We start from the raw sequence: 16,605 nt of genomic DNA on the forward strand, positions 1-16,605 counted from the left end.
TATTGGAGGTTAGCATTATGCAACAACGTATTATTGTTACAGATTCTACATCTGACCTAGATCACGCTTTTCTGAAGCAACACAATGTCCATATTGTTCCGTTGAGTGTTACAATTAACGGAGAATCTTATGAGGATCAAAAGGACATTTCATCTGAGTCTTTTTCACAATATTTAGGAGACAGTAGCTATGATTTTAAAACGAGCCAACCTCCAATTGGAAGATTTGTAGAAACATATGAAAAGCTAGGTCAAACCGGCGCTGAAATTATCAGTATTCATCTTTCATCGGGTTTAAGTGGCACGTATCAAACCGCTGTACAAGCGAGTGAAATGGTTGACGCTAAAGTGACAGTCATTGATTCTAAATCGATTTCTTTCGGCTTAGGCTATCAACTTCAAAATGCGATTCGCTGGGTTGAAGAAGGCGTTCCAACAGAGGAAATTGTCTCAAAACTTCAAAACTTACAAAAAAACATTAAGCTTTACGTTATTATCGGTCAATTAGATCAGCTCATCAAAGGTGGCCGTATTAGTAAAGCAAAAGGTTTAATTGGTAACCTCATGAAAATCAAGCCAATAGGTTTATTGATTGACGGCAAACTAGAAATGATTCATAATGCGCGTACACAAAACGCTTGTATTAAATATGTACTCAAAGATTTAAAACCGTTTGTTGGTGATACATCCATTAAATCTATTGGTATTTCACACGCAAAAGCAAAAGATTTCATGGATAAATTTAAGGAAAAATTAGATGAAACTTTTACTGTTCAAAATTTTGATTTCGGACATACCACACCAGTGATTTCGACGCATACAGGTGCGGGTGCCATTGGTTTAGTTGTCCTTAAACATTCATCTGATTCATAACAATGGAGGTGTCAAGCATGGCTTTAGCAACTTTAGCAGGAGGATGTTTTTGGTGTCTCGTTAAACCTTTTGATACATTTGACGGTGTTGAACGTGTCACATCAGGTTATAGCGGTGGGACAGTAGTAAATCCAACCTATGAACAGGTTTGTACAAATACAACAGGCCATGTAGAGGCTGTACAAATTGAATACGATGACAATGTTATCAGTTATGATGATATTTTAGATATATATTTTAAAACGTTTGATCCAACAGATAAAAACGGTCAATTTTTTGATAGAGGCGACAGTTATAGACCTGTCATTTTTTATCACAATGAAGCGCAACAACAAGCCGCTCTGAATAAAATTGATGCGTTAAATCAATCCCAAATTTTTAGTAATCCTGTTGTGACGCCTGTCGAAGCATATCGCAATTTTTATCCAGCAGAAGAAGCACATCAAGATTATTATAAAAAACATCCGCTTCACTACGCACAATATCAACGCGGATCAGGACGTAAAGCGTTTATTGAAAAACATTGGGGGGATTAAGCATGATTAAAAAAGATAAAAAAGATTTAACAGACTTGGAGTACCTCGTCACACAACAAGACGGCACAGAACCACCATTTCAAAATGAATATTGGAACCACTTTGAAAAGGGTGTCTATGTGGACAAACTTTCGGGCAAACCGTTATTTACGTCAGATGATAAATTTGAATCTGACTGTGGCTGGCCAAGTTTTTCAAAAGCTATCGACGACCAAGACATTATTGAATTGGTAGACAAATCGTTTGGCATGTTGAGAACAGAAGTCCGCTCTGAAGGAAGCAATAGTCATTTAGGACATGTGTTCAACGACGGCCCGAAAGAGCGTGGTGGCTTGCGCTATTGTATCAATTCTGCTGCAATCCAATTCATACCGTATGAAAAGCTCGAATCGTTAGGCTATGGTGATTTAGTCAAACTTTTCGACCAATAAAGGAGCGAGTTTTATGTTTAAGAAATTATTCGGAAAAAGTGAAGAAGCAAATAAGGAAATTCAGGTTTATGCACCAATGACTGGAGAATATGTCAAAATTGAAGACATTCCAGACCCTGTTTTTGCTCAAAAAATGATGGGTGACGGTTTTGGCATACGTCCAACTGAAGGTAAAGTCGTTTCTCCAATTGATGGTGTGGTCGACAATGTTTTCCCAACCAAACATGCGATTGGTTTAAAAGCAGACAATGGTTTAGAGGTCCTTGTTCATATCGGTTTAGACACTGTTCAATTAAATGGTGACGGTTTTGAAACATTAGTCAATAGTGGGGATACGGTAAAAGTAGGCGACGCACTCGTTACATTTGACGTTGATTATATTGACCAACACGCAAAATCTATCGTATCACCTGTTATCATTACAAATACAGATCAAACAGCAGCCATTGATATTCAACAAGCAGCGCAACTGAACAAAGGCGAGACATCAGTGATTGAAGTGACAATGAAATAATGAAAGATGTCTCATTCTATCAATTTGCATTAACTGTTCGTGGTCGTAAGGATGATGCAGGACAACTAGCAGAGCAAATTTTCCAAGATTTATCCTTTCCAAAATACGATAAAGATTTCGATGCGTTATCTGAATACATTGAGACAGAAGGCAATTTCACATTACCGATGTCTGTTTTTGATGACTTGTATGAAGAATATCAGGAATGGCTTCAATTTTAAGTGATTGCTGAAGATTTGACACGCATAAATTTTGAGGGTGCTGGCAGAAGATGTCTCACCCTTTTTCTTCATGCCACACCGTTAAATCGACTGTTGTCTATGGGCACGATCTTAAAGCAAATATTGATTAAACGAGAAGGGCGGAAAACGGATTGAAAGATTCACCAAATCAAAGAAAAACACCTAGATATGTCTCATTAAAAACATTTATTTTAAGTATCATCCTTACAATATTGTTGACAGGATTGATTGTTTTTGGCTTCAATCACTATTTCCATCAATATAGTAAAGATCAAAAAATTAGCGAAAATGCTCAAAAATTAAGTGAAGTTTATGAAATTTTGGCATCAGATTTTTATCAAAAGCAAGATAAAGATCAATTGCTGGACGAAGCCATTCATGGGATGACCAAAAGTTTGAAAGACCCCTATACAGAATATTTATCAAAAGAACAAACAGCTTCTTTTCATGAAGATGTTTCCGGAGATTTCGTCGGTATCGGTGCGGAACTACAACAAAAAGGAAAGCAAATTATCATTACGAGTCCCATGCAAGATTCACCCGCTGAAAAAGCAGGTTTGAAACCGCGTGATGAACTCATTGCAATCGATGGTAAGTCGGTCAAAGGACAAGCGCTTGATGCAATTATTCCTAAAGTCCGTGGTAAAAAAGGGACTGAAGTGAAATTAACGGTTAAACGTAACGGTGAAGAAAAGGAACTCACTGTGACACGAGATAAAATTCATGTCAAAAGTGTGAAATATGAGAAGCATGGCGATGTCGGTGTGTTTAAAATTAATAAATTCCAAGAAGGCACAGCGGGAGAGTTAAAATCAGCAATACAGCAAGCACAAAAGTCAGGTATTAAAAATATCGTCCTTGATTTACGCAACAATCCGGGTGGTCTCCTTGATGAAGCTGTAAAAATGGCGAATATTTTCCTTGATAAAGATGAAACGGTCGTTAAATTAGAAAAAGGCGATCAAAAAGAATCGATTAATACATCAAATGAACCTTTAGAAGGTGTGAAAGATTTAAAAGTATCGATTTTACTAAATGAAGGTTCAGCAAGTGCTTCCGAAGTCTTTTCTGGAGCATTACATGATCATAAAGTAGCCAAAATTTATGGTGAAAAATCATTCGGTAAAGGGATTGTACAGACAACGCGTGAATTTGAAGACGGTTCATTATTAAAATTCACTGAAATGAAATGGCTCACACCAAATGACCATTACATTCACGGTAAAGGGATTCAACCCGATGTTCTTGTTAAAGGTGCGGATTATGAAAACATCTCTATGATTCCTTCTAAAACAACATATCAACTCGGTCAACAGGACAAACATATTAAATCGATTAAAATCGGTCTTAAAGCACTCGGCTATGACGTCGGTACCATTGATGAACATTATGACGAACAATTGACTGCCGCAGTGAAACAGTTCCAACAAAAAAATGATTTAACGGCAAATGGTATGTTTAACAAAGAGACAAATGGTGTATTTACAGAAAGACTTGTCGAGAAAGCATCGTCTGAAGATCCGATGTTAGAACAAACATTGAAAAAAGTAGAGGAGTGATGGCCTTGTTAAGAAAAGCAACATTGCAAGATCTCGATACGATTGAACAATTGACTGAAGAAGCAAAAACACTCATGATTAAAGATGACAACCCACAATGGGACCATCGCTATCCTTTAAAGACACATTTTAAAACGGATATTGAATCAGGTAGCCTTTTTGTCTATGATGATGATGTGATTCAAGGCTTTATCGTGATTGATCAACAAGCACCAGATTGGTACGATACACTCGAATGGCCGGTCGACAAATCACAAGCATACGTGATTCATCGCCTTGTAGCCTCGCCACAATATCGTGGAACAGCTCAAGCGTTGATGACCTTTGCGATTGCATTAGCAAAAGAGCACGACATTGATATTCTATTAACGGATACTTTTTCACAAAATCAACGTGCACAACGATTATTTGATAAATATGGCTTCATTAAAATCGGTGAAATGACAAGTACAGAATTCCCTTTTGATAAAGGCAAACCATTTTACGCATACTATAAAAAATTAACAGAATAGAGGGTTATTATGGTAAAAATTGCATTTACAGGTGGCGGTACAGTTGGGCATGTATCCGTGAATTTAAGTTTGATACCTACTGCGCTCGAAAAGGGGCACGAAGCATTTTATATTGGTTCAAAACAAGGGATCGAACGAGAAATGATTACATCTCAACTCTCTGAAACGACTTATTACCCGATTTCAAGTGGTAAATTACGTCGCTACTTATCTGTTGAAAATTTGAAAGATATCTTTAAAGTCGTAAAAGGTATTGGAGATGCACGTAAAGTATTAAAACGCGAACGACCTGATATCGTATTTTCAAAAGGCGGCTTCGTATCAGTTCCTGTCATACTCGCAGCGAAGTCACTGAACATCCCAACCATCGTTCATGAATCAGATGTCACACCAGGACTTGCCAACAAGATTGCAATTAAATTTGCGAAACGACTCTATACAACTTTTGAAGATACTCTAAAATATGTGCCACGCGAAAAATCAGATTTCGTCGGCGCAACGATTCGTGAAGATTTAAAACACGGTAATCAACAAAATGGTTATGCATTGACAGGCTTTACACCTAATAAAAAGACATTACTCGTGATGGGGGGCAGTATGGGAAGTTTGAAAATTAATGAAGCCATTCGTCGTCATTTAGATGAATTACTTCAAACTTATCAAATTATTCATCTAACAGGGAAAGGTCTAGTCGCTTCAAATATTGATCAAGAAGGCTATGTGCAATATGAGTTCGTTAAAGAAGAATTAACAGACTTATTAGCAATTACAGATACCGTCGTGTCAAGAGCGGGTGCAAATGCGATCTATGAATTTTTAACATTACGCCTTCCAATGTTACTCATCCCACTTGGTCTCGACCAATCACGTGGTGACCAAATCGACAATGCGAAATACTTTGAAAAGCAAGGATACGCGACGATGTTAGATGAGTCGGAATTATCGAGTGAAACGTTATTACCTGCATTAGCAGAACTTGAAAAAAATCGACATCAGTACATTCAAAATATGGAAAGTTTTACAGAAAGCTATACGCGTCATGATTTACTAGACAAAATCATTCAAGACGCACTTCAATAGGAGGTTGGCGCATGACACATTGGAAAAAAATTTCTTTGTTAATCGTCTTCACATTAATATTTTCAATGATTGCGATGTTTCATGAATCGCGTCTCGGTAAATGGATTGATAATGAAGTATACAATTTGATTTATGCGTCAGAAAGCTTTATTTCAACGTCAATCTTTTTCGGTGCCACTCAAATTGGTGAAGTGTGGGCTATGATTGCATTATCACTCGTTATGGTTGCATTATTGATGCTCTACCGCTATAAATTGGAGGCACTCTTTTTCGCATTAACGATGCTGTTATCGGGCGTGTCGAACCCAATTTTGAAAAATATTTTTGACAGAGAGCGTCCAACTTTATTACGTTTAATTGATATTTCAGGGTTCAGCTTTCCAAGTGGTCATGCGATGGGATCAACTGCCTTTTTCGGTAGTGTGATTTACGTCGCACACCGCATCCTAAAAGGAAAAGCAAAAAGTGTGGCTAAGACATTAAGTGTATTGATGATCGTTCTCATCTCGAGTTCACGTGTCTATCTTGGGGTACATTACCCAACAGATATTATGGCTGGTATTGTCGGAGGACTTTTCTGTATCGTATTGACACAACTCATCCTACGACATCCATTAGAGCAAACTAAAACTTAATGAATAAAGAACTGTCTTTCATGAGGAGAGGCAGTTCTTTTTATATGCGAAAATTACATTGATGTCACAGCCTCTTATTTCTTTCATTTCATACGCTAAATTTCACTCTTTAAAGCAATATCATTAGATTGCTGACAAAAATATGACTGTCTTCATGTATTGTTCGTTTGCATTATCTTTCTCTTCAAAACAAGGATACCTATGTGTACAAAAGGGATGATACGACATCACCATTTTTTCTCTCGTTCTACTTAAATTTTGCATCCTCTTATTCAAACACGCACAATAGAAGGGGCTGGGCCATAGACTTCAGCTCCTTTAAGAAAAAGACGTCAAAATTCATTTTTTTAGAATTTGACGGCTTTTTTCTTATTAACGAACGAAAACGAACACTTATTTTAGCTAGTTTTCGTATATTCACTGCCATGAGTGCGATGCCAAGTTCACACTCAACCTTTGATTTTGTGCGAACCGATAATCTTTGGAAACCCAAATTAGCCTTCAGATTTCCAAAAGTTGATTCAACATCTATCTTTCTCTTTTGATAAATGTGTTTCGTCTTTGGATCTGAAAGCTGTTGATTTGTGAAGGCTTTAAAATAGTCCCAAGTTAAATTTTTAAATAAGCGTTTATTTGTGTTGGGGTTCGTACTTTGCTTCATACATTGACTTCGTAATGGACAGCCCACACACGCTTCACATGCATATAATTTAAAATCTCTTTGAATACCGTATCCGTCTCTTTTCTTTCTGTAACTTTGGAAATGTAATTCCTTTTTGTTAGGACATATATAGTAATCATCTATCTCACGGTATTCCCAGTTAGCAGTAATCAATGGATTGTTTTTATATTTGCGCTGCTTCTCTTTGAGATACATACTATAAGTGATTAAAGGTGTTTTCTCAAATTCATCGAGTATCATGGTATAGTTGTATTCACTTCCGTAACCCGCATCTGCCACAATATACTCTGGAATGTCACCATATAAATTGTGGATGGATTTTAAAAATGGTTCGAGCGTTCTTGTATCACCTGGATAACTGTAAACACCAAAAGCTAAAACGAATTGATTATGGGTTGCGATTTGTAGGTTATAACCCGGTTTCAATTGGCCGTTTCTCATATGATCATCTTTCATTCTCATGAAGGTCGCATCGTGGTCGGTCTTTGAATAACTTTTTCTGTCACCATAAATTTCCATTTGCTTGTCATATTTGATTTTACGGTCTTTAAAATCTTGGATGGCTTTCTTACTTTGTCTCACCTTACTTCTTTCTTTTCTAAGGGTTTTTCTTGTCTCTACATCTTGAGTCGTTTCAATTTCAGACGTGAGCGCATCATTTTTATGACCTAAATGCGTCTCTATTTGATTCAGTTCTTCACTTGTTAATTCATGCCCAGATTCACGTTTGATTTCAGGAATAATCTCTTCAGAAACGAGTTGCTCATATAAAGCCGTTGATTTTTCAATGACAGACTGACTAAAACGCTTCGTATTAGCCAGCCACTGGAATGTGTACTTATTCGCATTTGCTTCTATTTTTGTGCCATCAATATAAATGACATCCTCTGTAATGAGTTTATCTTCTAATAATTGGGCTCTTAAACCGACAAATAAAATATGTAGAAATTCCATCATGTGGGGATTCACTCTAAAGCGATTGATGGTTCTATAAGTTGGCGTTTGACCTTGCGCAAGCCACATCATTCGACAACTATCTTTTAACAGATGCTCGATTCTTCGTCCTGAAAAAACAGAATGGGCATAACTATACAGTATGATTTTTAACATCATTTTTGGGTGATAAGATGAAGGACCTCTTTGGCTATAATATGGATTAAAAGCTTCTTGGGGAACAGATTCTACAAGTTTGTTAATAATGAATACAATATCATTTTCAGGAAAAGACATCTCAGTTTCTATTGGAAGTGTAAGTTGAAACATGTTATAATTTTTATACATATAAAGTTCCTCCGTATTTATGTTTGTGGTTATTCAATATTATACGCGAGGACTTTATTTTTTTTAAATAATATCTAAAAAAGAATCGATTAAGTAAATGATTTCTTACTTAGTCGATTCTTTATTTGAGCCGGGATTTATGTCCCAGCCCCTTTCCTACGATTTGTCAAGGGTTCAATAAGTGAAATTGACATTACTGAACTAGACCGTCCAATTTTTACTTTTTTGAATAAGGTGTTATGATGTATATGATTATGTGGTTTCGTTAGTGTGGTGCTTTCTGATAATCATATAATTTATCATTGACTATCAAGTAGTGAATGGTCTTTAATAAGCGATTGATACTCGCTATTACGGCAGTCTTGTGGGGTTTCCCATGAGGCTGCTCTCTTAATTTATAATAATAATCCACAATATGGCTTTGATAATGATTTCTTCCCCTAAGAATGTTCATAGTGATTAAATACAATAAACGCCTTGCTTTTTTATTTCCTCTTTTATTAATCGTATCTCGACTCTTTGAAGTTCCTGATTGGTAACGTTTAATATCAATGCCTACAAATGCATTCAGTTGTTTATTTGTTTTGAATTCTCTAATATCTCCAAGTTCCCCAATAAGCAATGTAGCTGTGAGTTCTCCGATGCCAGGAATTGAAATAATATTTTCAAACTCAGTTGTATTTTTAGCTAAATCAATCATTTCCTGATTAAATGCTTTCATTTCTTCTATCCCAATAAGCAGTTTGTCGCATAAGTATTGGACTTTTTGTAGGAGGAAAGAAGACTTGCGCACATTCGGAAAACTATTATTCTTTATTTCAATTAATTTTTTGGCATACTTGTGCGCTTTTTTAATTGAAATGCCTTTATCAGTTGAATGAAGTACTTTTTCCACCAATTCATCATGAGTCAAAATACTTACATAATCAGGATGAGGAAATGCTTTAGCTATATTTAATGCGATTTTTGAATATCTGTTAGTAAATAACTTTTCTAACCCTGGAAATGTTTGATGTAGTGTTTCGACTAACTCAACTTTGAGACAATTTTGGTTGATCTCCATTTCTAAGTGAAAGCGCGCACGTTCTCTCAGTTCAAAGTAGATCTCTTCAGGATGACGTTGTACCTTTGAATCTTTCATTCTAAAGGCAAGAAGTGCGAGTTTATGTGCGTCTGACTTATCTGTTTTCCATGATCTTAACGAATTTGTTTTAAACTTGGCTTCTAGGGGGTTCATTTCTAAGTAATTTATTTTGTGAATTTCACAAAAGTGTTTCATACCTCTTGAATAAACACCTGTTGATTCAAAGAGGATAAACAGGGAATCAAGATGCTTGATATAATTTTTAAGATAACGATAGCCATTTTGATTATTTTGAATGACCAATTCTTTAACGAAAACTTCATCCTTATAATGTGCGACCACACTTTCTGACTTACTGATATCAATACCAAAACAGTTAATAAAAATCATACCTTTCTCTATTGAATTGAGAAGATTTTAACTTTACTTAGCCTTTTTCATTTCATTTTCCTATACACGGTTTCTAAAACCCAACATACTTCAATCGAATTTCAAAAGGAGAGTAAAGCTGATCAGTTTACATTACGGATTCAAAGATCCAAGGGACTGCGCGATCTACTTCTCTCTACAACTATAAAAAATAGCTGTGAAGAAATCTATCGTCATAAATTTCTTCACAGCTAATCTTAGTATGTTTTATTAAACGTTTAATATCAACGAATTTTTATACGGGCATATAAAAGGGGATATTATTGAAAATGACTCAATCATAAGAACGAATTGTAGTGGGGGGTCGTTGGGATTGATAATCATTTTCAATTACATTATAACGCATTGAGAATCATTGTCAATTAAAAATACAAAATTTTTAAAAAAACTTTCGTGTTCTTTATTTTTAGCATATGATTAGGGGAGAGGTGGCTAATATGAAAAAAGTACTTATTATTGAAGACGAGCAAAATTTAGCACGTTTTATTGAACTTGAATTTAAACATGAAAATTATGAAGTAGAAGTAAAATATGACGGCGTATCTGGTTTAAACCGTGCATTACAACATGACTTTGATTTAATACTCTTAGATTTGATGTTACCAGAAATGGACGGCTTAGAAGTCTGTAAAAGATTAAGGACACAAAAAGATACACCTATTATTATGATTACTGCGAAAGGTGAAATATACGATAAAGTCACTGGATTGGATATCGGTGCAGATGATTACATCGTTAAACCATTTGAAATTGAAGAACTGTTAGCTAGAAGTCGCGCGCTCATCCGTCGTTACTCAGACGAAAACGTGTCCGATACAAATGTGGTTGAAATTGATGGCATAAAAATTGATAAGAGTGCTTTCCATGTCACTTATCAAAGCGAAAAACTAGAATTAACGAAAACGGAATTCGATTTATTATTACTACTCGCTGAAAATAAAAATCGCGTCCTTCATCGTGAACAAATTTTAGATCACGTCTGGGGATATGAATCTGAAGTCGAAACAAATGTGGTAGATGTGTATATTCGATATTTAAGAAATAAGTTAAAGGGCATTGATAAGCAAAAATTGATTGAAACTGTGCGTGGTGTCGGCTATGTGATTCGTCAATGAAACAATCAACACTCAAGACAAAGTGGACTTTTGTAACGACACTCATTACATTTCTTATTATTTTCATCTTTTGTTTACTCATCATTTATGCGATTAGCAGCTTGTTGAAACAAAATGAATTTGATAAAGCAGAAAGAAGCGCTGATGATCTATACAATTTGCTTGAAACGAAACCAGTGAAAAACATTACTGCATTAGAATTCAGCTCCGTACTTGATAACTATCAAAAAGTCATCTTATACGATAAACGGGGCAAAAAAATATTTGAAAATATCAGTACAACAAATGTGAAGTTCACACCACCGTTTCAAGCTTATGATACACGTAATATTAAAATTTTACGCACAGATAAGGGCTCATTCATCATCGTATCGACACCGATAAATACGCCTTATTTTAAAGGACACGCAACAATTGTCCATTCACTAGAGGAATACGATGATTTATTGAACTTTATAACGTATCTCGCCCTGACATTTGGACTTATTGCATTATTTGTGACCGCATCACTCAGTTATTTCTTTTCATCTCAAATTACCCAACCGATTAATATTATTACTGAAAAGATGACGCAAATTCGACGTAATGGGTTCCAAGAAAAACTTGAAGTCCCGACCAATTATGAAGAAACAGATGCACTCATAGATACTTTTAACAGTATGATGATGAAACTGGAAAGCTCATTTAACCAACAACGTCAATTTGTTGAAGATGCTTCACACGAGTTGCGCACACCGCTTCAAATTATCCAAGGGCACTTAAATTTAATTCAGCGCTGGGGCAAAAAAGATCCTGACATTTTAGAAGAGTCTCTGAATATCTCAATCGAGGAAATGAATCGGATCACGAAACTCATTGAAGAATTATTGCTACTCACTAAAGATGATACGAGAACAACTGAAAATCAAACTGAAAAAGTCGATGTGAATAATGAAATTAGAGGTCGACTTCATGCACTACAACAAATTCATCCAGATTATCAACTCGACTTTCATACGAGTCAAGACTTTATATACTTAGACATTAACTCTTTCCACTTAGAACAAATTTTACTTATTTTTCTAGATAACGCGATTAAATATGATACACAAAATAAGCATATTTCTATTGAAACGAAACTCATTAGCAATCAAGTCGTGATTAAAATTACGGACCGTGGTTTAGGTATCCCTCAAGCAGACCAAGAGCACATTTTTGACCGGTTTTATCGTGTAGACAAATCCCGTTCCCGTCAACAAGGAGGAAACGGTTTAGGACTCTCCATTGCCCATAAAATGGTGACGTTATATCATGGCCGAATTTCAGTCGAGAGTGAAGTAGGCTATTTTACAACGTTTACCATAAGTTTTGATTCGTACGGATAAGTACAATTATCTGGCTTTTTGCCTTTAAATGTTCACATTTTAATGCTATTATTGACCTGTAAGCGTTTTTATTTTTTTCTGTGGAGGGTGGATTATGAAGAACGATAAACAGGTGACAGAGGCACCTGTAAACTTCGGCACAAATTTAGGACTCATTTTAGAGTTATACGATCAATTTTTAGAAGATCCAAGTTCAGTGACTGAAGATTTACAAGTTCTCTTTAGTACAATTAAAGATGGTGAAGCGACAACATCATCAACAACCGAATCAAGCTCAGGAGATAGTACGATCAAGCGTGTGATGCGTTTAATCGATAATATTAGACAATACGGTCATTTAGAAGCTGATATTTATCCAGTGAACGCACCAGAGCGTACAAATATTCCTAAATTAAATCCAGAAGACTTTAACTTAGATCAAGCAACATTAGAAAACATTTCAGCTGAGATCGTTTCTGATCATTTTAAAGATATTTACGATAATGCCTATGAAGCTATTGAACGTATGGAAAAACGTTATAAGGGGCCAATTGCTTTTGAATATACACATATTAACAATAATAAAGAACGTGTATGGCTAAAACGTCGTATTGAAACACCATATAAAGCAAGCCTTAATAAAGAAGAAAAAATCAATCTTTTCAAACTTCTGGCACACGTTGAAGGCTTTGAGAAATACCTTCACAAGAACTTTGTAGGTGCAAAAAGATTTTCAATCCAAGGCGTCAATACCCTCGTACCTATGATCACTCAAACAATTAAACGTGCTGCTGAAGAAGAAATTGCTCATATTCAAATTGGTATGGCACACCGTGGACGTTTAAATGTTTTAACGCACGTTCTGCAAAAGCCATATGAGATGATGCTTTCAGAATTTATGCATACGGATCCGATGAAATTTTTACCAGAAGATGGTAGCTTATCTATCACTTCAGGTTGGACAGGTGACGTTAAATATCACTTAGGTGGGGTTAAAACGATTAATGACCATGGTATTGAACAAAAAATCACTTTAGCCAATAACCCAAGTCATCTTGAAGTTGTTGCACCCGTAGTGACAGGTCGTACTAGAGCTGCACAAGACCAAACGGATTATGCAGGTAAAGTGCAAACTGATTTTTCAAATGCGATGCCGATTATTGTACATGGTGATGCTGCTTATCCTGGTCAAGGTGTGAACTTTGAAACAATGAACCTTGGTAATTTAGACGGGTTCTCAACTGGTGGTACATTGCACATTATTACGAATAACCGTATCGGATTCACAACAGATCCAGAAGACGGACGTTCAACAACGTATGCAACAGATGTGGCTAAAGGATATGATGTGCCGATTATGCATGTGAATGCTGATAATGTTGAAGCGACAATTGAAGCGATTGATATTGCAATGGAATTTAGAAAAGCATTCAATAAAGATGTCGTGATTGACTTAGTCGGTTACCGTCGTTTCGGTCATAATGAAATGGACGAGCCAACATTAACGAACCCACTACCATATAAACAGATTCAAAAGCACGATACGTCTGAAGTGATTTATGGTAAACAACTTGTAGATGAAGGCATCATTAGCCAAGACGAAATGGACGAAGTAATGGAAAACGTTCAAAAAGAAATGCGTACAGCGCATGACAAAATCGATAAAAACGACAAAAATGATAATATAGATATGAGCATTCCTGATAGCATCGCTCAACCTTTAAAAAGCAATGAGTCTGAACTTTCATATGACCGCTTAAAAGAGATTAACGATGCGATGTTTAACTATCCAGAAGGTTTCAACATTTTCAAAAAGTTAAATCGTATTCTTGAACAACGTAAGCAACCATTTGAAAGTGAAGATGGCTTAGTGGATTGGGCACATGCGGAACAACTTGCATTTGCGACAGTCATGCAAGAAGGAACTCCAATTCGTATGACAGGTCAAGATTCAGAACGTGGTACATTTAGCCATCGTCACGCAGTGTTACATGACCAAGAAAATGGCAACACATTTACACCGTTACAACATGTGCCAGATCAAAAAGCGACGTTTGACATTCATAACTCTCCATTATCAGAAGCTGCAGTTGTAGGCTTTGAATATGGCTATAATGTTCAAAATCCGTCATCATTTAACATTTGGGAAGCACAGTTTGGTGACTTCGCGAACATGGCGCAAATGTATTTTGACAACTTCATTTTCTCTGGTAATGCAAAATGGGGCGAATCTTCAGGTTTAACTTTCTTATTACCACATTCATTTGAAGGACAAGGACCTGAACATTCATCAGCACGTCTAGAGCGTTTCTTACAATTGGCAGCCGAAAACAATATGACCATTTGTAACTTATCCAGTTCAGCCAACTACTTCCACTTATTACGTGCCCAAGCAGCAAGCCTAGGAACTGACGCAATGAGACCATTAGTTGTAATGTCTCCAAAAGGTTTATTACGTAATAAAACAGTAGCACAACCGCTTAGTGCGTTTACATCTGGTGGATTTGAATCGATTCTCCCAGAAGCACACGAAGCAAAAAATGTTAAAAAAGTCATTCTCGCATCAGGCAAAATGTTTATCGACTTGAAAGAAAAATTAGCTGAATCACCAAACGAAGCGATTTTACTTGTAGCTGTTGAACGACTCTATCCTTTCCCAGAAGAAGAAATTCAATCAGTTCTCGAAACACTTCCAAACCTTAAAACAGTCGCATGGGTTCAAGAAGAGCCGCAAAACCAAGGAGCATGGCACTATGCTTATCCGATCTTGAGAGACATCGTTGGAGATCAATACGAATTGACTTATCACGGTAGAAAACATAGAGCTGCACCTGCCGAGGGTGATGGTGAAATTCATAAACTTGTTCAAAATAAAATTATTGAAAATAGTTTAAATATTTAGGGGGCATATGAAAAATGGCAGAGGTAAAAGTTCCAGAATTAGCAGAATCGATTACGGAAGGTACCATTGCAGAATGGTTAAAACAAGTAGGTGACACTGTTGAAAAAGGTGAAGCTATCCTTGAATTAGAAACAGACAAAGTTAATGTCGAAGTTGTTTCAGAAGAAGAAGGCACAATTCAAGAATTACTTGCTGAAGAAGGCGACACGGTAGAAGTCGGCCAAGCGATTGCTGTAGTGGGTGAAGGTGACGCTTCTAAACCTTCAAGTGATGATTCAAAAGCTGACTCAAAAGACGTTTCAGACAAATCAGAACAAAAAGAGTCAGACAAACAAGAGAAAAAAGAAGAAAAATCATCTTCTGACAAAGAAAGCCAAAGCACTTCTTCAAACGAACGCATTAACGCAACACCTTCAGCACGTCGCGCGGCACGTGAAAAAGGAATTAGCTTAAGCGAACTTAGTGGCAAAGCAAATGATGTCGTACGTAAAGAAGATGTTGAACGCGGCTCACAACAAAAATCAACGGGTACTACTCAATCTAAAGAAAAAGAAGCAGCTGCACCACAAGCACCTAAAACACCATCAAAACCAGTGATTCGTGAAAAAATGAGTCGTAGAAAACAAACTGCAGCTAAAAAATTATTAGAAGTAAGCAATAACACTGCAATGTTAACGACATTCAACGAAGTAGACATGACAAACGTGATGGCGCTCCGTAAACGTAAAAAAGACAAGTTTATGGAAGATCATGATGGTACTAAACTTGGCTTCATGTCATTCTTCACCAAAGCAGCGGTTGCCGCATTGAAACGTTATCCTGAAGTGAACGCTGAAATCGATGGCGAGTACATGGTAACAAAACAATACTACGATATCGGTATTGCAGTATCGACACCAGGCGGTTTATTAGTACCGAACGTAAGAGATTGTGATAAGAAAAACTTTGCAGAAATCGAGCAAGAAATTGCAAACTTAGCGACAAAAGCACGTGATAATAAATTGACACTTGATGACATGATGAACGGATCATTCACAATCACAAATGGTGGTATTTTCGGTTCAATGATGTCTACACCGATTATCAATGGTAGTCAAGCTGCAATTTTAGGTATGCACTCTATTATTACGAGACCGGTTGCGATTGATCAAGATACGATTGAAAACCGTCCAATGATGTATATTGCATTAAGTTATGACCATAGAATTATCGATGGAAAAGAAGCCGTAAGTTTCTTGAAGATGATTAAAGAGTTAATTGAAAACCCAGAAGATTTATTATTGGAGTCTTAATTGTTTGGGTTTTATGGAGAGAAATCTGTGATGGGTTTCTCTCTTTTTTGATTGACAAATTTTATAGATTGCTGAAACCATTCTACACTTTCTTAG

Annotated in this window: 15 protein-coding genes; 13 read left to right on the forward strand and 2 right to left on the reverse strand. The window is 36.3% G+C overall.

Annotated features, from left to right (window positions below):
- The first annotated feature begins 17 nt into the window (after window positions 1-17).
- The 9 genes from GZH82_RS07750 (at window position 18) to GZH82_RS07790 (ending at window position 6,381) form a co-directional block, all read left to right on the forward strand.
- A complete protein-coding gene (locus GZH82_RS07750) occupies window positions 18-872 on the forward strand; it encodes a DegV family protein (protein ID WP_162682007.1) in 855 nt (284 codons plus the stop codon).
- A 17-nt stretch (window positions 873-889) separates the two neighbouring features.
- A complete protein-coding gene (msrA, locus tag GZH82_RS07755) occupies window positions 890-1,408 on the forward strand; it encodes a peptide-methionine (S)-S-oxide reductase MsrA (protein WP_162682008.1) in 519 nt (172 codons plus the stop codon).
- A 2-nt stretch (window positions 1,409-1,410) separates the two neighbouring features.
- The gene (gene msrB / locus GZH82_RS07760; protein WP_162682009.1) at window positions 1,411-1,839 is read left to right on the forward strand and encodes a peptide-methionine (R)-S-oxide reductase MsrB; all 429 of its coding nucleotides are present in this window, start codon (window positions 1,411-1,413) and stop codon (window positions 1,837-1,839) included.
- Window positions 1,840-1,852: 13 nt separating this feature from the next.
- Complete coding sequence (locus GZH82_RS07765; RefSeq protein WP_162682010.1) at window positions 1,853-2,353, forward strand: PTS sugar transporter subunit IIA; 501 nt, start codon at window positions 1,853-1,855, stop codon at window positions 2,351-2,353.
- Window positions 2,353-2,574 carry a YozE family protein gene (locus GZH82_RS07770; RefSeq protein WP_096541162.1) on the forward strand — a complete coding sequence of 74 codons (222 nt, stop codon included), beginning with the start codon at window positions 2,353-2,355 and terminating at the stop codon, window positions 2,572-2,574. Before GZH82_RS07765 ends, GZH82_RS07770 begins: the two co-directional genes overlap by 1 nt.
- Window positions 2,575-2,726: 152 nt before the next feature.
- Window positions 2,727-4,154: a S41 family peptidase gene (locus GZH82_RS07775; RefSeq protein WP_162682011.1), complete on the forward strand. Its 1,428-nt coding sequence runs from the start codon at window positions 2,727-2,729 to the stop codon at window positions 4,152-4,154.
- Window positions 4,154-4,666 carry a GNAT family N-acetyltransferase gene (locus tag GZH82_RS07780; protein ID WP_162682012.1) on the forward strand — a complete coding sequence of 171 codons (513 nt, stop codon included), beginning with the start codon at window positions 4,154-4,156 and terminating at the stop codon, window positions 4,664-4,666. The genes GZH82_RS07775 and GZH82_RS07780 overlap by 1 nt, the downstream gene beginning before the upstream one ends.
- Window positions 4,667-4,675: 9 nt before the next feature.
- Window positions 4,676-5,746 carry an undecaprenyldiphospho-muramoylpentapeptide beta-N-acetylglucosaminyltransferase gene (locus tag GZH82_RS07785; protein WP_162682013.1) on the forward strand — a complete coding sequence of 357 codons (1,071 nt, stop codon included), beginning with the start codon at window positions 4,676-4,678 and terminating at the stop codon, window positions 5,744-5,746.
- 11 nt (window positions 5,747-5,757) lie between these two features.
- Entirely contained in the window at window positions 5,758-6,381 is a 624-nt protein-coding gene (locus GZH82_RS07790) for a phosphatase PAP2 family protein (protein WP_162682014.1), read from the forward strand.
- Between the two features lie 268 nt (window positions 6,382-6,649).
- On the opposite strand, the gene GZH82_RS07795 is transcribed toward GZH82_RS07790, so the two are convergent.
- Together GZH82_RS07795 and GZH82_RS07800 are read right to left on the reverse strand one after the other, a co-directional pair.
- On the reverse strand, window positions 6,650-8,344 hold the full coding sequence (locus GZH82_RS07795) for an IS1182 family transposase (protein WP_238989540.1): 1,695 nt from the start codon (window positions 8,342-8,344) through the stop codon (window positions 6,650-6,652).
- A gap of 265 nt (window positions 8,345-8,609) precedes the next feature.
- The gene (locus GZH82_RS07800; RefSeq protein ID WP_343236280.1) at window positions 8,610-9,809 is read right to left on the reverse strand and encodes an IS110 family RNA-guided transposase; all 1,200 of its coding nucleotides are present in this window, start codon (window positions 9,807-9,809) and stop codon (window positions 8,610-8,612) included.
- A 485-nt stretch (window positions 9,810-10,294) separates the two neighbouring features.
- Between GZH82_RS07800 and GZH82_RS07805 the strand changes: the two genes are divergently transcribed.
- The 4 genes from GZH82_RS07805 to sucB all read left to right on the forward strand — a co-directional run bounded on the left by GZH82_RS07805 (window position 10,295) and on the right by sucB (window position 16,509).
- Window positions 10,295-10,972 carry a response regulator transcription factor gene (locus GZH82_RS07805; RefSeq protein ID WP_162682015.1) on the forward strand — a complete coding sequence of 226 codons (678 nt, stop codon included), beginning with the start codon at window positions 10,295-10,297 and terminating at the stop codon, window positions 10,970-10,972.
- Window positions 10,969-12,336, forward strand: coding sequence for a HAMP domain-containing histidine kinase (locus GZH82_RS07810; RefSeq protein ID WP_162682016.1), 1,368 nt, complete (start codon window positions 10,969-10,971; stop codon window positions 12,334-12,336). Before GZH82_RS07805 ends, GZH82_RS07810 begins: the two co-directional genes overlap by 4 nt.
- A gap of 94 nt (window positions 12,337-12,430) precedes the next feature.
- Window positions 12,431-15,217, forward strand: a complete 2,787-nt coding sequence (locus GZH82_RS07815; RefSeq protein ID WP_162682017.1) for a 2-oxoglutarate dehydrogenase E1 component — start codon at window positions 12,431-12,433, stop codon at window positions 15,215-15,217.
- 14 nt (window positions 15,218-15,231) lie between these two features.
- Window positions 15,232-16,509 carry a dihydrolipoyllysine-residue succinyltransferase gene (gene sucB / locus GZH82_RS07820; RefSeq protein WP_162682018.1) on the forward strand — a complete coding sequence of 426 codons (1,278 nt, stop codon included), beginning with the start codon at window positions 15,232-15,234 and terminating at the stop codon, window positions 16,507-16,509.
- Window positions 16,510-16,605 lie beyond the last annotated feature (96 nt).

This window comes from Staphylococcus sp. MI 10-1553, assembly GCF_010365305.1.
Taxonomy (GTDB): Bacteria; Bacillota; Bacilli; order Staphylococcales; family Staphylococcaceae; genus Staphylococcus.

Excerpts from the sequence above, each read along its gene's own strand:
- GZH82_RS07770 (WP_096541162.1), top strand. The coding sequence starts at position 2,353 with ATGAAAGATGTCTCATTCTATCAATTTGCATTAACTGTTCGTGGTCGT.
- GZH82_RS07795 (WP_238989540.1), bottom strand. The coding sequence starts at position 8,344 with ATGTATAAAAATTATAACATGTTTCAACTTACACTTCCAATAGAAACT.
- msrA (WP_162682008.1), top strand. The coding sequence starts at position 890 with ATGGCTTTAGCAACTTTAGCAGGAGGATGTTTTTGGTGTCTCGTTAAA.
- GZH82_RS07810 (WP_162682016.1), top strand. The coding sequence starts at position 10,969 with ATGAAACAATCAACACTCAAGACAAAGTGGACTTTTGTAACGACACTC.
- GZH82_RS07805 (WP_162682015.1), top strand. The coding sequence starts at position 10,295 with ATGAAAAAAGTACTTATTATTGAAGACGAGCAAAATTTAGCACGTTTT.
- GZH82_RS07790 (WP_162682014.1), top strand. The coding sequence starts at position 5,758 with ATGACACATTGGAAAAAAATTTCTTTGTTAATCGTCTTCACATTAATA.
- GZH82_RS07765 (WP_162682010.1), top strand. The coding sequence starts at position 1,853 with ATGTTTAAGAAATTATTCGGAAAAAGTGAAGAAGCAAATAAGGAAATT.
- GZH82_RS07815 (WP_162682017.1), top strand. The coding sequence starts at position 12,431 with ATGAAGAACGATAAACAGGTGACAGAGGCACCTGTAAACTTCGGCACA.
- msrB (WP_162682009.1), top strand. The coding sequence starts at position 1,411 with ATGATTAAAAAAGATAAAAAAGATTTAACAGACTTGGAGTACCTCGTC.
- GZH82_RS07785 (WP_162682013.1), top strand. The coding sequence starts at position 4,676 with ATGGTAAAAATTGCATTTACAGGTGGCGGTACAGTTGGGCATGTATCC.
- sucB (WP_162682018.1), top strand. The coding sequence starts at position 15,232 with ATGGCAGAGGTAAAAGTTCCAGAATTAGCAGAATCGATTACGGAAGGT.
- GZH82_RS07780 (WP_162682012.1), top strand. The coding sequence starts at position 4,154 with ATGGCCTTGTTAAGAAAAGCAACATTGCAAGATCTCGATACGATTGAA.
- GZH82_RS07750 (WP_162682007.1), top strand. The coding sequence starts at position 18 with ATGCAACAACGTATTATTGTTACAGATTCTACATCTGACCTAGATCAC.